Source organism: Burkholderia pyrrocinia (genome assembly GCF_001028665.1).
Lineage (GTDB): Bacteria > Pseudomonadota > Gammaproteobacteria > Burkholderiales > Burkholderiaceae > Burkholderia > Burkholderia pyrrocinia.
In genome coordinates this window covers 13,349-27,304 of record NZ_CP011504.1, presented here as the reverse complement: position 1 = coordinate 27,304, position 13,956 = coordinate 13,349, and the positions used below count along the sequence as shown (strand labels likewise).

Sequence of the window (13,956 nt, the reverse complement as noted above, 5' to 3'; positions counted from 1 at the left end):
GCGTGCCGGTTACTTGACGGAGATTTTCCTGGCGCCGTGTCCGGCGGCCGAGGGTGTCGCCGGCCGGCGGCGGGCCGCGTGCGCGCGCTTGAGCGGGAACTGCAGCAGCTTCGACGCCGGAAGCGCGGCGGCGTCCCGCTCGGCGCGGTAGCGCCTCCGCACCAGATAGACCGGGCGCTGCTTCGACTCGTGATAGACGCGGCCGAGGTATTCGCCGATCACGCCGATGCCGATCAGCTGGATGCCGCCGATGAACAGCACGACGGAAATCAGCGACGCGTAGCCATGCACGGGGTTGCCGAGCAGCAGCGTGCGCACGACGATGAACGCGCCGTATACGAGCGCGAGCATCGCGAACGTGAGGCCGACGTAGGTCCACACGCGCAGCGGCACCGTGCTGAAGCTCGTGATGCCTTCGAGCGCGAAGTTCCAGCGCTTCCATCCGGAGAACTTCGACCGGCCGCCGCTGCGCGGCGCGCGCGTGTACTCGATGATCTCGATGCGAAAGCCGACCCACGCGAACAGGCCTTTCATGAAGCGTCGCCGCTCGGGCAGCGCGCGCAGCGTGTCGACGACCTGACGGTCCATCAGCCGGAAATCGCCGACGTTCTCCGGCATCTCGACTTCGGAGAGGCGGTTGTGCACGCGGTAGTAGAGCGCGGCGGCCACGCGCTGCATCAACGGATCGCACATGCGGTCGGTGCGCTTCGCGGCAACGACCTCGGCGCCCGCGAGCCAGCGCTCGACCATGGCAGGGATCAACGCGGGCGGGTCCTGCAGGTCGGCGTCGATCAGGATTACCGCGGCGCCGGCCGCTTCGTCGAGGCCGGCGGTGAGCGCGGCCTCCTTGCCGAAGCGGCGCGTGAGATCGACGACGCGCACGCGCGGGTCGCCGGCCGTGACCGCGAGCAGCCGGTCGAGCGTGCGATCGCGGCTGCCGTCGTTGATGCAGACGATCTCGAAGCGGACCGTGTCGACCGACTCGAGGACGGGCAGCGTTTCGGCAAAGAATGCGTCGATCGTTTCGGCTTCGTCGTGAAACGGCACGACGAGCGAGACCAGCGGCTTTCTGGCGTGCGTGGGCATGCGTCCCCCGAGAGATCCGGCCTGCGCTGCACCGTATTGATCCGGTTGTCGCCCACCGCAGGCCGGACGACAGGCGTTACGATCATTGTATGCAGAAATCGACGATTCGTAATACCGATGAGCGGGTTGCGCGGCGGCCTGTTTCAGCGTCGGGACGCGGTTCGTCGACGGCGGGCGCGCGGGCGCCAGGGCGAGGTTTTCGATGTCGACGGAGGGCGCGATGCAAGTTCAGGACCTGACCGGCGCAGCGCTGGACTACTGGGTGGCGATGGCCGACGGTCTCGGCGCGCCGTACGTCGCCGACGGCGCATGCCGGGCGATCCGCGAGGCGGGCGGCGCGAGCGTGTCGTTCGCGCCGTCGTCTTCCTGGACGGACGGCGGCCCGATCGTCGAGCGGCTGCCGTTCGCCGCGTTCGAGCGCGACGGCGGGCGCGGCGCGTGGCGGGCCGTGCTGCACCGCGCGGTGCCGTTTGCCGGCGAGCGCTGCACGTTCAATCAGTCGGGGCCGACGCTGCTGATCGCCGCGATGCGTACGCTCGTCGCATCGACCTTCGGCGACGACGTGCCGGATCTCGACATGTCGAAGCCGCGCTGAGCGTCGCGCGTCGTGTCGGGGCGCTCTGCCTTCGAGCGCGCGCTACGCAGCGGACAGATTCCGGATCGCGATCGACGCGACATCGACGCGCCGCGGCAGGATCGCATCCGCCGCCGCGCGATCGGCGACGCGCTGCAGCACGTCGATGTCGGCGCTGCTGAGGCTGCGCTGCGCGAGCGCAGCCCGGCGCGCGATGTCCGCAGCGGCGTCGGGCGGCAGGCGCGTCAGCGACGCATAGACGTTCGCGTAGTCGGCCGGGTGCGCGAGCGCCCATTGGCCCGCACGGGTCAGCCGTGCGAGCACGTCCGCGAGCGCCGCGCGTTTCGCGCGGTCGTCGAGCGTGTCGACCGGCGACGTGAGGAACGCGAGCCCCGAATTGATGCCGCTGCCGTCGCGCACGATGCGCGCGCCGCGTCGCACGGCATGCCCGTAGTACGGGTCGAACGTCGCCCAGATGGCGATCCGCCTGGCCTCGAACGCGGCAAACGCATCGACGGGCAGCACGAAGCGCACGTCGACGTCGCGCGGCGCCAGGCCGTGCCCGCGCAGCGCGCCGTACAGCTGGTATTGGGAAATGCTGCCGCGCGCAGACGACACGACGACGGTTTGCCCTTTCAGGTCGGCAACGACGCGGACCGGCGAGTCGGGCTGCACAACGATGCCGAGCGACGTCGGCGAGCCGACGCGCGTCGCGACGATCCGCAACGACGGATCGCCGAGCGCGGCCGTCAGCACGGGCAGGTCGCCGGCCGGCGCGAGATCGATCGCGCCCGCGCGCTGTGCCTCGAACAGCGGCGCGGCGCCCTGGAAGTTGGCCCAGCGGAATCGGTATGGCGTGCCGTCGAGCACGTGCGCGGCTTCGGCCAGCGCGCGCAGGCCGCCGGCCTGGTCGCCGAGCACGAGCGTGACGCCCGACAGGTCGACGCCGGCCGCATCGGCGGGCAGTGCGATGCCGCCGGCGAGCGGCGCGGCGGCGAGCGCGGCAAGACGCTGCAGCACGCGGCGGCGTGCGGTGGCGGAAGAGGGGTTCATTGGCGGCGTGTCCTCGGTGATCCGCGCGCGAGCGGCGCGGCTGCCGGGCAGGTTACGGAATCGGTTTCCGGCCGACAAACATCGAATCGTGAAATGCATATTCGCGCGGCGACGACCGGGGCGGCCGATCCCGACGCCTGACGCCCTACGCGCGCGGGCGGCTTATGCGGCCGGCGAAACCGCGCGCAGGAACGCCCGCACCGCCGGTGCCTTTTCGAACCGCCGGTGCGCGAGCGCGAGTTCCGACATGATCGGCTTGCCGGCGATCGGCCGGTACACGACGCCCGGCAACGACACGCAACCGGCCAGCGCATCGGGAATCACGGCGACCCAGCCGTTCACGGACACGCATGCGAGCACCGCGAGCAAGCCGCCCGGCCGCGCGGCGATCACCGGCGCGAAGCGGCCGCGGCGCGCGACTTCAAGCGTGCCGAGCTCCTGTTCGGGCACCGCGAAGCGCGCGTCGGCGAGGTCGGCCGCGCGCACGGCCGCCATCGACGCATAGCGCGAATCGGCCGGCACGGCCGCGACGAACACGTCGCGCTGCAGCGTGACGATCCGCAGGCCGCCGGGCAGCGGCAGCGGCGGGCGCACGTATGCGAGGTCGAGCCGGCCCGCGTCGAGCTGCTTCGCGACGTCGTCCATCGGCACTTCGCGCAGGTTCAGCTCGATGCGCGGGTGCGCGCCGCGGAATGCACCGACCGTGCGCTGCAGCGTGCCCGAATAGACGGCGGACGAAACGTAGCCGATCTCGATCCGGCCCAGTTCGCCGCGCTCGGCCAGCGCGGCGAGTTCGCGGCCGCGCTGCAGGTGCTCGAACGCCGCACTCGCTTCGGCAAGATAGGCCGCGCCGGCCGCGCTCAGCGTGACCGCGCGGCGCGACCGGTGAAAGAGCCGCACGCCGAGCACGCGTTCGGCTTCCTGGATCTGCCGCGTGAGCGCGGGCGGCGCCATGTCGAGCGCGTCGGCCGCGCGGGCGAAATGCAAGTGCTGCGCGACGCTCAGGAACGCGCGCACATGACGGAATTCGAGCCGGTCCATGATTGCAATTTTCGTCAATAAAACAGCATCGGAGTGTCAATGACAGGCAATACCGGGCAAGCCTAGCATACGGCTCGTTCATCCTGCTCAGGAGTTGCAGATGTCCCGGTCCTCACCGGCGTCGCGCGCGGGCGCGGCCGCCGCCCCGCATGCGGGCGCCCGCATGCCGGCCGCCGCGACGCTCGCCGTCGCGTCGGCGACCTGTTCGCTGATCGTGCTCGACACGAACGTCGTCGCCGTGTCGCTGCCGAGCATCGCGCGCAGTTTTCATGCGAGCTTCGCCGATATCGAATGGGTCGTCAGCGCGTACATGACCGCGTTCGCCGCGTGCCTGCTGCCGGCCGGCGGGCTCGCCGACCGCTTCGGCCGCAAGCGGATGCTCGGCGCCGGGCTCGCGCTCTTTTTTCTCGCGTCGCTCGGCTGCGGCATCGCGCCGTCGGCCGGCTGGCTGATCGCCGCGCGCGCGGTGAAGGGCGGCGGCGCCGCGCTGCTGCTGACGGCCGCGCTCGCCGTGATCGCGAACCGCTTTCCGGAAGGGCGCGAACGGGCGCGTGCGTGGGCGATCTGGGGGATGTGCATGGGGATCGCGACGGCGATCGCGCCGCTCGTCGGCGGCGCGATCACGCAATGGATCGGCTGGCGCTGGGTGTTCCTGCTGAACCTGCCCGTCTGCGCATTGCTCGCGGTCGGCGCGCGCGTCGCGATCGACGAATCGCGCGATCCGCACGCGAAACGCGTGGACGCCGCCGGCAGCCTGCTGTTCGGCGCGGCGCTCGCATGCGCGATCGCGGCGCTGATCGGCGCGCCGTCGCATGGCTGGCTGTCGGCCGCGACGCTCGGCCGGCTCGCGCTCGCCGTCGCGCTGTTCGCCGCGTTCATCGGCGCCGAGCGCTGGCAGGCGCGGCCGATGATCGATCTCGCGCTGTTCCGCCAGCCGCGTTTCGTCGGTGCCGTGCTCGCGATGTTCGGTTATGCGGCGTGCGCGCAGGTGATGATGACGTTCCTGCCGCTGTACCTGCAGAACGCATTCGGGATGTCGGCGATCGACGCGGGGCTCGGGATGCTGCCGTTCGCGTTCGCGATGATCGCCGGGCCGTCGCTCGGCGCGGCGCTCGCCGCGCGCGTGTCGTCCGGCGGCGTGCTGGCGGGCGGGCTCGCGCTGATCGGCGCGGGCAACCTCGCGACCGCGGCGCTGACGGCCAGCGGCGACTACCGGCTGGTCGCGATCGGCATGTTCGTGACGGGTTGCGGCGCCGGCATCATGAACGGCGACACGCAGAAGGCGATCATGGCGTGCGTGCCGCCGGATCGCACGGGCATGGCGTCGGGCATCAGCACGACGACGCGCTTCTCGGCGATCGTGACGGCCGTTGGCGTGCTCGGCGCGGTGCTGGCGGCGAGCACGCATGCGCGGCTCGACCGCCTGCTGTCCGCCGCGCCAGGCCTGCGCGCGTTCGCCGACGCGCCGTTCATGTCGAGCCTGCTGGCCGGCGATCTGGCGCAGGCGCTCGACCGCGTGCCGCCGTCGGCCGCCCGCGCGCTCGCCCAGGCGGCACCCGTCGCGTTCGCGAGCGGGTTCGCTGCTGCGCTGATGGTGAGCGGCGTGCTCGCGCTCGTTGTGTCCGTCGTTGCGTACAAGTTGCTTGCGCAACCGATGCGCGATGCATAGCGGGGCGGTTTGGACATGCTTCGCACGCGCTGCGCATTGTTCAGTGCGACTTCGTCGTGGGGCGCAGGCGACGCGCGGCACGCGCGACGAGCGGCCGGCGCGAGGTGCGACAGTGCGTTGCCTTGCGTGCTCGCGGCGGACGCAGCGGTTCGGACGCGGGCGTTGCCGATACGGTTGCGGCCGCAACCGCCGCAACCGCCGGCAGCGCGGTCTCGGCGTCGAGCCAGGCGCGCGTCGCTTCGGCGATCAGCCCGCGCAGCCAGCGCACACCGTCGACGCACGAACCCGCTTCGTTCCACGTCATCCGGTACACGATATCGGGCGGTTCGACCGGCAGCGCGACGGCGGCGAGCGGCAGCAGTTTCGCGTAGTGCCGCGCAAGGCGGTACGTGGTGGTCAGGATCATGTCGGAGCGCACGAGCGCATGCGCGGCGAGTTCGAAGTGCGGCAGCGTGACGACGATCCGCCGCTGCAGCCCCACACGGTCGAGCTGCCGGTCGATCGCGCCGGACGCTTCGAGCCACGACGGCGTCGGACACAACTGCGGCGCTGCCGCGAAATCGGCGGCCGTCATCGCGCCGCGCCGCGCGAGCGGATGCGTCGCGCGCATCAGGCATACGACGCGATCGTCGAACAGGTCGTCCTGCCGGAACCGCGACGAACGGGCAGGGCGATTGTCGATCACGACGTCGAGTTCGCCGTCGGCAAGGGCGCGCTCGTCGTCGAAACCGTCGCCGAGCGGATGGAACACGAGCTGCGCGTTCGGCGCACGTTCGCGGAACAGCGCGACGAGCTTCGGCACGAACAGCACGTTCAGGTAGTCGGGGCAACCGATCCGGTAGGTGCGCACCGACGTGCGCGCGTCGAACGTCGGCTGCTGGATGCGGATGAAGTCGATCACGCGCAGCGCGTTGCGCAGCGGTTCGATCAGCCGCGCGCCGAACTCGGTCGGCACCATCCCGTAGCGGCTGCGCACGAGCAGCGGATCGCCGAGCAGCGTGCGCAGCCGCTTGAGCGCGGCGCTCGTCGCCGGCTGCGACATGTTCAGCCGCACGGCCGCACGCGACACGGTGCGCTCGGTCAGCAGCACGAGCAGGATGCGCATCAGCCGCGCATCGAGCACGTCGAGCACGTCCGTGGTTTCGGACGCGTTGCGGGGCAGGGAGGTCGGGTCTAGCGGGTCCCGCATGCCGATACGCCTCCCGGCGACGCAATGCCCGAGCGCGACGCGGCAGCCGGCCGGCGGCCCGTCATTTTGCGAAGGTTCCCGGCCAGCCGACGATCCGCTTCGGGCGCGGCGGCGCGTACGTGCGGACCTTCGACGTCTTCAGCTTCAGGCGCACCAGCGACTCGGCGAGCGCGACCGCGGCCGACACGCCGTCGACCACCGGCACGCCCGTGCATTCCTCGATCTGCCGGTCGAGGCCGGCCATCCCGCCGCAGCCGAGGCAGATCACTTCCGCGTGATCGTCCTTCACCGCGCGCTGCGCCTGGCCGACGATCGACTCGATCGCGCGGGCCGGGTTCTCTTCGAGCTCGAGCACCGCGAGGCCGCTCGCGCGCACCGACGCGCAGCGCGCGTCGAGCCCGGCGAGCTTCAGGCGATCCTCGATCAGCGGCACCGTGCGGTCGAGCGTCGTGACGACCGAGTAGCGATGGCCGAGCAGCATCGCGATGCTCGCGGCCGCTTCGGTGATGTCGACGACGGGCACCGTCAGCAGTTCCTGCAGGCCTTCGCGGCCATGTTCGCCGTAGCCGGCCTGGATCACCGCGTCGTACGGTTCGTCGTAGCTCAACACGCGATCCATCACGGCGATCGCCGCGAGGTAGCTCTCGAAGTTGCCTTCGACCGACTCCGCGCCGAAGCGCGGCGTCAGCCCGACGATCTCCGTGCCTGGCGACGCGGCGGCCTGCGCCTGCGCGGCGATCGCGTCGGTGATCGACTCGGTCGTGTTGACGTTGACTACCAGGATCCTCATCGGTGACTCCGTATGCGTGTGTTCAGTGTTGCGAGCAGGCGACCGCGATGGGTTCGCCCGAGCGCTCGTCGTATTGCCGTTTGCGATCGGCCAGCAGCCAGTACACGCTGCCCGCGATGGCCGCGCCGAGCAGCCAGGAGAACGGCGTCATCGCGCCGAAGGCCGGCACGACGGCGAGCGTGATCGAGATCAGCGCGGACGGCACGAGCGCCGCGAGTGCCTTGCGGTTCACGCCGCGCGTGTAGAAATAGGTGCCGGTCGGCGCTTCGGTATAGAGGTCGGGGACGTTCACGCGCTGCTTGCGCACGAGCCAGTAGTCGACCGTGATGATCCCGTACAGCGGGCCGAGCAGCGCGCCGAGGCCGGACAGGAAGTAGACGATCACGATCGGGCTGTTGTACAGGTTCCACGGCAGGATCAGCACGGCGATCGTCGCGCTGATCAGGCCCGCGCGACGGAACGACAGGCGGTGCGGCGCGAGGCTCGTCAGCACGAAGGCCGGCGCGACGAAATTCGCCATGATGTTCACGGCGACCGTGACGATCAGGAATGCGAGGCAGCCGAGCACGAGGAACAGCTTGTTCGGCACCGTCGCGATGATTTCCGTCGGGCTGTGGATGATGTGGCCATTCAGCTTGAACTGCGCGCCGGCGAGCACGAAGCTGATCGTCGCGAACACGAGGATGTTCACCGGCAGGCCCCAGAAGTTGCCGACCCGCACGGTCTTCGCGCTCGGCGACGAGCGGGCGAAATCGCAGAAGTTGAGCACCAGCGTGCCGTAGATCGCGAGCCACAGCGAGCCGCCCGCGAAGACCTCCGTCCACATCTTCAGGCCGGTCATCGGCTTGCCGATCGACATCGCGAGATGGCCGCCGGTGCGGCTGAACATCCACGCGGCGAGCGACAGCGTCGTGACGAGGATCACCGGGCCGGCGAGCCCCTCGTACTTGCGGACCATTTCCATCCCGTACGTGAGGATGCCGATCTGCACGAGCCAGATCGCGACGAACGTGATCCAGCCGAGCGTCGACAGCCCGAAGATCGCGTTCTGGTCGAATGCGGCGAGGCCCGGCCAGATCGCGGTGAGCAGCACGCGCAGCACGACGGACGCGAGATAGGTCTGGATGCCGAACCATGCGATCGCGATCACCGCGCGGATCATCGCGGGCAGCAGCGCGCCGTAGATGCCGAAGCTCATCCGGCTGATCACCGGGAACGGCACGCCGGTCTTCTGGCCCATGTAGCCGGTGAGGTTCATGAAGCAGTACACGAGCACCGCGCCGATCGCGAGCGACGCGAGCATCTGCCAGCCCGACAGGCCGAGCGCGAACAGCCCGATCGTGAACGAGTAGTTCGCGATGTTGTGCACGTCGTTGGTCCACAGCGCAAAGATGCTGTAGCGGCCCCAGGTCCGGCCCTCGGCCTTGGTCGGCGCGAGGTCGGGGTTGTGCAGCCGCGGGCTCAGCGCGGGGTCGCGCGTGGCCGGGTCGGTTCGATGCGATGCGTCGTCCGCGCCGAGCACGAGGCCCGGGCGGTGAGTGGCTTCCAGTTGCACGCCGTTGTCTCCTTCCATGTGCGGGCCGCGAAACCGGCAGCGTGTGCACGCAGCGCGGGCCCGGCCGCCGTGGACGTTATGTCTCGGATTTGTTCGCGAGTATGGGTGGCGGCTGCGGCGATGGGAAATTAAATATTCGGCTGGGCGTCAGTTGAAAAATGAATGGAACGCGGTCGGCGGCGGTGGCCGGGCGCGGCATGCGAATTGCCCGTCGGCGGGCTCCATCGACATCGACCGAGGTGTCATGCAGCGATATTCATTCGTCATGTATCGCGAGCCGTGTTCGCCGGCATCCTGGCGGAAGCGTCGGCAAGGACCAGGCAGGAAGAGGAAGGCGCGCGTTGACCGATGCGCCTGCGTGAGCGCCCGAAACGGCGCACCGGTCGGGCAAAACTACCTACGGGGTGAAAACGGGCGCGGCGCCGGCCTGTAAATCTTGCCTGCGCTTGCGATCGTTTAACCATTCGAAACAATGTGTTCACTGAAAAGGGCATGATCTCCGGCGATCGGGCAGGCATACTGTCGCCTATGTTGCTCAATACACGTCGAACGGCGTGCGCTTGCCCCCCATGTTCATTCCCGTATCTTTTCGAACCCTGCGATGGTTGACCGTCGCGGCTGCCGCATGCTTGCTCGCCGCGTGTTCGACCGCTTCCGACGTGACCGCGACGTCGAACCCGAACGTGTTCACCGTGACGACGCGCACGGTCGGCGTGGCGACGACGTGGGCCGACGCCCATGCGAAGGCCGTCGACGAAGCCACCAACTACTGCACGCAGCGCGGGATGCGCGCGAGCGTGAAGCAGGAATCGCTGACCGGCGGCCGCCGCGTCGACGCACGCTCCGAACTCGCATTCGAGTGCCACCCGACCTTCGAGACGGCGTCGAACCCGCGCGGTTGAACGACCGGCGGCGTCGCGCCGCCGGCGCCTGAAGCGGCAACTGCGTTTTCCTCCCCCGCATGCAATCCGACCCGCGATACGCGCAAGCGCATCGCGGGTCGGTGCACGTCCGGCGTCGGCTGCGCAGGCTATGCCGGCTGCGCCTCGTACAGCTTCACGCACGCGGAGAAATCGAGCGTGCCGAGCCCCTGCTGGTTCATCGACTGATAAAGCTGTTGCGCGAGTGCGCCCATCCACACCGGCTGATGCGCGCTTCGTGCGGCTTCGGTCGCGAGCCCGAGATCCTTCAGCATCAGGTTCGCCGCGAAGCCGCCCGCATAACCGCGCGCGGCCGGCGCCGTGTCGCTCACGCCCGGATACGGGTTGTAGGTGTCCGAGCTCCAGCAGCGGCCGGTCGACGTGTTGATGATGCCGGCCAGCACGGCTGGCTCGATGCCGAGCGCGGCGCCGAGCGCCATCGCTTCCGACACGCCCATCATCGAGATCCCGAGCAGCAGGTTGTTGCAGATCTTCGCGATCTGACCGGTGCCCGTGCCGCCGCAATGCACGACGTTCCTGCCCATGTCGAGCAGCACGGGGCGGATGCACTCGAACAGCGCGGCGTCCGCGCCGACCATGAAGGTCAGCGTGCCGGCCTGCGCGCCGCCGGTGCCGCCCGACACGGGCGCGTCGGCGAGCGGGAAGTCGCGCTGCGCGGCGGCTTCGGCTACCGCGCGCACGGTGCCGGGGTCGATCGTGCTGCAGTCGATCAGCGTTGCGCCGGCGCGCGCGCCGGCCAGCACGCCGTCGTCGCCGAGGTAGACGGCGCGCACGTGCTGCGCGGCCGGCAGCATCGTGATCACGACTGCGCCGCGCGCGGCCGCGTCGCGCGGCGAGCCGGCCGCCGTCGCGCCTGCGCGTACCGCGGCGTCGACTGCGTTGGCGTCAAGGTCGAACACCGTCAGCGCGTGGCCGGCCTTGAGCAGGTTGGCGGCCATGGGGCCGCCCATGTTGCCGAGCCCGATGAATGCGATTTCCATGTGCGAGCCCCTCGATTAGCGCAGCGCGATCGTCGTGTTCACGCCGCCGGTCGTCGCGTCGTCGTCGAACCAGCGCGCGGTGATCGTCTTCGTCTGCGTGTAGAACTGCACGACCTGCTTGCCGTACGGGCCGAGATCGCCGAGCTTCGAACCGCGCGAGCCCGTGAAGCTGAAGTAGGGCACCGGCACCGGAATCGGGATGTTGATGCCGACCTGGCCGATGTCGATCTCGCTCTGGAACTTGCGTGCGGCCGCGCCGCTTTGCGTGAACAGCCCGACGCCGTTGCCCATCGGGTTGCGGTTGACGAGCGCGATCGCTTCGTCGAGCGTGTCGGCTTCGAGCACGACCACCACCGGCCCGAAGATTTCTTCCGTATAGATCGACATGTCGGTCGTCACGCCCGAGAAGATCGTCGGGCCGACGAAGTTGCCGTGCTCGTAGCCGGGCACCTTCACGTTGCGGCCGTCGAGTTCGAGCTTCGCGCCGGCCTTCACGCCTTCGTCGATCAGCGCGGTGATGCGCGCATGCGCGGCCTTCGACACGACCGGCCCGACATCCGTGCCCGGCTCATGACCGGCGTTGATCTTCAGCGCCTTCGCCTTCTCGACGAGCTCGGGCAGCCAGTCGCGCGCGGCGCCGACGAGCACGACGACCGACGTCGCCATGCAGCGCTGGCCGGCCGCGCCGAAGCCCGCGCCGACGAGCGCGTTGATCGACTGCTCGCGATGCGCATCGGGCAGCACCACCGCGTGGTTCTTCGCGCCCATCATCGACTGCACGCGCTTGCCGTGCTGGCTGCCGAGGTTGTACACGTGCGTGCCGACGCGCGTCGAGCCGACGAACGAGATCGCCTTGATGTCCGGATGCGTGCACAGGCGGTCGACCACCGTCTTGCCGCCGTGCACGACGTTCAGCACGCCGGGCGGCACGCCGGCCTCGATCGCGAGTTCGACGAGCTGCATCGTCGACAGCGGATCCTGTTCCGACGGCTTCAGCACGAACGTGTTGCCGCACACGATCGCCATCGGGAACATCCACAGCGGAATCATCCCGGGGAAGTTGAACGGTGTGATGCCCGCGCACACGCCGATCGGCTGGCGCAGCGTGTAGGTATCGACGCCACCCGCGACGTTCTCCGCGAATTCGCCCTGCTGCAGCGTGCCGATCGAGCACGCGTGCTCGACCACTTCGAGGCCGCGGAAGATGTCGCCCTGCGCGTCGGGCAGCGTCTTGCCTTGCTCGGCCGTCAGCGTGTGCGCGATCCGCTCGAGATTGCGGCGCACGAGATCCTGGAACTTCAGCATGATGCGCAGCCGCGCGCCGATCGGCATCGTCTTCCACGTCTGGAATGCGCGCTGCGCGGACGCGATCGCGGCGTCGACCTCGTCGAGCGTCGCATACGGCACGCGGCCGATCGTTTCCTGCGTCGCGGGGTTGACGATGTCGCCCCATTCGGCGCTTTGCGATTCGACGAACGCGCCGTCGATCAGCAGCTTGGCGGTGGGCAGGGCGAGGGTGGTCTGGGGAACTGCGGCGTTCATGGAACTCTCCGGAATGGAAACGGTGTTGCGATGAAAAAGGCAGCCTGTATCCGCCGCACGTGCAGGCACGGCGGACAAGCAGGACGAACTGGATTCGGTCGGATACCGGCTGGCGCGCTCAGGCGCGCGGCGGCCGCATCAGTGCGGTACACACGAGCGCGAACACGCCGAAGCCGACGAGGTACGCGATCACGTAATGCGGCTGGCCGCCGCCGGCCTTGAGCAGCGACGTCGCGATCATCGGCGCGAAGCCGCCGCCGATCACGCCGGCGAGCTGCACCGACAGCGAGATACCGCTGTAGCGGATTTCCGCCGGGAACTGCTGCGCGAACAGCAGCGATTCCGGCGCATAGAGGATCGGGAACACGACGCCGAGGCCGAGCACGATCGCCCACCATGCGTACGACGTCTGCTGCGTGCCGAGCATCATGAAGAACGGCGCGGCGAACGCGCACATCAGCACGAGGCCGATCGCGAACATCCGGCGCTGGCCGATGCGGTCGCTCAGGTGGCCGCACAGCGGCATCGTGACGAGCGACAGCGCGGCGCCGGCCGTGATTGCGTGCAGCATCTCGGCCTTCGGCAGATGAAGCTGCTGCGTCGCGTAAGCGAGCGCGAACGTGACGACCATGTAGAACCACGTGTTCTCGGCGGCGCGCGCGCCGACGATCGTCAGCACTTCGCGCGGATGGCGGCGCAGCGCGGCCGTCACCGGCGACTTCTCGGCCTTGCCCTGGCGCTGCATCTTCTCGAAGTCGGGCGACTCGGGCACCTTCGCGCGGATGAACCAGCCGAGGCCGACGAGCGCGATGCTCGCGAGGAACGGCACGCGCCAGCCCCACGACAGCATGTCGGCTTCCGGCAGCGCGGCCACCGCGGCCATCGCCAGCGACGACAGGATCAGGCCGAGCCCGACGCCCGTTTGCGGCAGGCTGCCGAACAGCCCCTTGCGGCCCTTCGGCGCGTGTTCGACGGCCATCAGCACCGCGCCGCCCCATTCGCCGCCGACGGCCATCCCTTGCAGGAAGCGCATCGCGATCAGCAGCGCGGCGCCCCAATAGCCGATGCTGTCGTACGACGGGATCAGCCCGATGATCATGCTCGGCACGCCCATCAGCAGCAGCGTGATCATCAGCATCGACTTGCGGCCGATCCGGTCGCCGAAGTGGCCGAACACGATGCCGCCCATCGGCCGCCCGATGAAGCCGACCGCGAACGTGCCGAACGCGGCGAGCGTGCCGACGACGGGGTCCAGCGACGGGAAGAAGATGCGGTTGAACACGAGCGCGGCGGCCGTGCCGTAGAGGAAGAAGTCGTACCACTCGATCGTCGTGCCGGCCATGCTGGCCCAGCCGGCCAGCAGGTAGTGCTTCGCGGTGCGGGCGGGTGCCGGCGTCGCGACTGTCGCATGCTCATCGAGGGTGGATCGCGTCTGCATGGTGTCTCCGTGGTGGTTGCCGCGGCTCATGGTCCGCAGGTCACGGTCGAGTATAGTTATGCGCAGATTCATGATGTACCGATAAAGAAACCGGTTGG

12 protein-coding genes are annotated in these 13,956 nt (G+C 69.5%); 3 read left to right on the top strand and 9 right to left on the bottom strand.

Going from position 1 to position 13,956, the window contains the following annotated elements:
- Window positions 1-9: 9 nt before the first annotated feature.
- A complete protein-coding gene (locus ABD05_RS16480) occupies window positions 10-1,086 on the bottom strand; it encodes a glycosyltransferase family 2 protein (protein WP_047901278.1) in 1,077 nt (358 codons plus the stop codon).
- A gap of 220 nt (window positions 1,087-1,306) precedes the next feature.
- Here ABD05_RS16480 and ABD05_RS16475 point away from each other — a divergent pair, with 220 nt between their 5' ends.
- A complete protein-coding gene (locus ABD05_RS16475; RefSeq protein ID WP_047903594.1) occupies window positions 1,307-1,681 on the top strand; it encodes a phage protein NinX family protein in 375 nt (124 codons plus the stop codon).
- 42 nt (window positions 1,682-1,723) lie between these two features.
- Here the strand turns inward: ABD05_RS16475 and ABD05_RS16470 are convergent, their stop codons facing one another.
- A complete protein-coding gene (locus tag ABD05_RS16470) occupies window positions 1,724-2,713 on the bottom strand; it encodes an ABC transporter substrate-binding protein (RefSeq protein WP_047901277.1) in 990 nt (329 codons plus the stop codon).
- 162 nt (window positions 2,714-2,875) lie between these two features.
- A complete protein-coding gene (locus ABD05_RS16465) occupies window positions 2,876-3,754 on the bottom strand; it encodes a LysR family transcriptional regulator (RefSeq protein ID WP_047901276.1) in 879 nt (292 codons plus the stop codon).
- 100 nt (window positions 3,755-3,854) lie between these two features.
- Here ABD05_RS16465 and ABD05_RS16460 point away from each other — a divergent pair, with 100 nt between their 5' ends.
- Window positions 3,855-5,423, top strand: coding sequence for an MFS transporter (locus tag ABD05_RS16460; RefSeq protein ID WP_047901275.1), 1,569 nt, complete (start codon window positions 3,855-3,857; stop codon window positions 5,421-5,423).
- 40 nt (window positions 5,424-5,463) lie between these two features.
- Here ABD05_RS16460 and ABD05_RS16455 read toward each other — a convergent pair whose 3' ends face one another.
- The 3 genes from ABD05_RS16455 to ABD05_RS16445 all read right to left on the bottom strand — a co-directional run bounded on the left by ABD05_RS16455 (window position 5,464) and on the right by ABD05_RS16445 (window position 8,975).
- Window positions 5,464-6,612 carry a LysR family transcriptional regulator gene (locus ABD05_RS16455; protein ID WP_047901274.1) on the bottom strand — a complete coding sequence of 383 codons (1,149 nt, stop codon included), beginning with the start codon at window positions 6,610-6,612 and terminating at the stop codon, window positions 5,464-5,466.
- Window positions 6,613-6,673: 61 nt separating this feature from the next.
- Window positions 6,674-7,402 carry an aspartate/glutamate racemase family protein gene (locus ABD05_RS16450; protein ID WP_042978255.1) on the bottom strand — a complete coding sequence of 243 codons (729 nt, stop codon included), beginning with the start codon at window positions 7,400-7,402 and terminating at the stop codon, window positions 6,674-6,676.
- Window positions 7,403-7,424: 22 nt separating this feature from the next.
- Entirely contained in the window at window positions 7,425-8,975 is a 1,551-nt protein-coding gene (locus ABD05_RS16445; protein ID WP_082146139.1) for an NCS1 family nucleobase:cation symporter-1, read from the bottom strand.
- A 551-nt stretch (window positions 8,976-9,526) separates the two neighbouring features.
- Here ABD05_RS16445 and ABD05_RS16440 point away from each other — a divergent pair.
- Window positions 9,527-9,859, top strand: coding sequence for a hypothetical protein (locus tag ABD05_RS16440; RefSeq protein WP_047901273.1), 333 nt, complete (start codon window positions 9,527-9,529; stop codon window positions 9,857-9,859).
- A 128-nt stretch (window positions 9,860-9,987) separates the two neighbouring features.
- Here the strand turns inward: ABD05_RS16440 and mmsB are convergent, their stop codons facing one another.
- The 3 genes from mmsB to ABD05_RS16425 all read right to left on the bottom strand — a co-directional run bounded on the left by mmsB (window position 9,988) and on the right by ABD05_RS16425 (window position 13,858).
- Entirely contained in the window at window positions 9,988-10,878 is an 891-nt protein-coding gene (gene mmsB, locus ABD05_RS16435; RefSeq protein WP_047901272.1) for a 3-hydroxyisobutyrate dehydrogenase, read from the bottom strand.
- A 15-nt stretch (window positions 10,879-10,893) separates the two neighbouring features.
- Window positions 10,894-12,420 carry a CoA-acylating methylmalonate-semialdehyde dehydrogenase gene (locus ABD05_RS16430; RefSeq protein ID WP_047901271.1) on the bottom strand — a complete coding sequence of 509 codons (1,527 nt, stop codon included), beginning with the start codon at window positions 12,418-12,420 and terminating at the stop codon, window positions 10,894-10,896.
- 118 nt (window positions 12,421-12,538) lie between these two features.
- A complete protein-coding gene (locus ABD05_RS16425) occupies window positions 12,539-13,858 on the bottom strand; it encodes an MFS transporter (RefSeq protein WP_047901270.1) in 1,320 nt (439 codons plus the stop codon).
- Window positions 13,859-13,956: the final 98 nt, after the last annotated feature.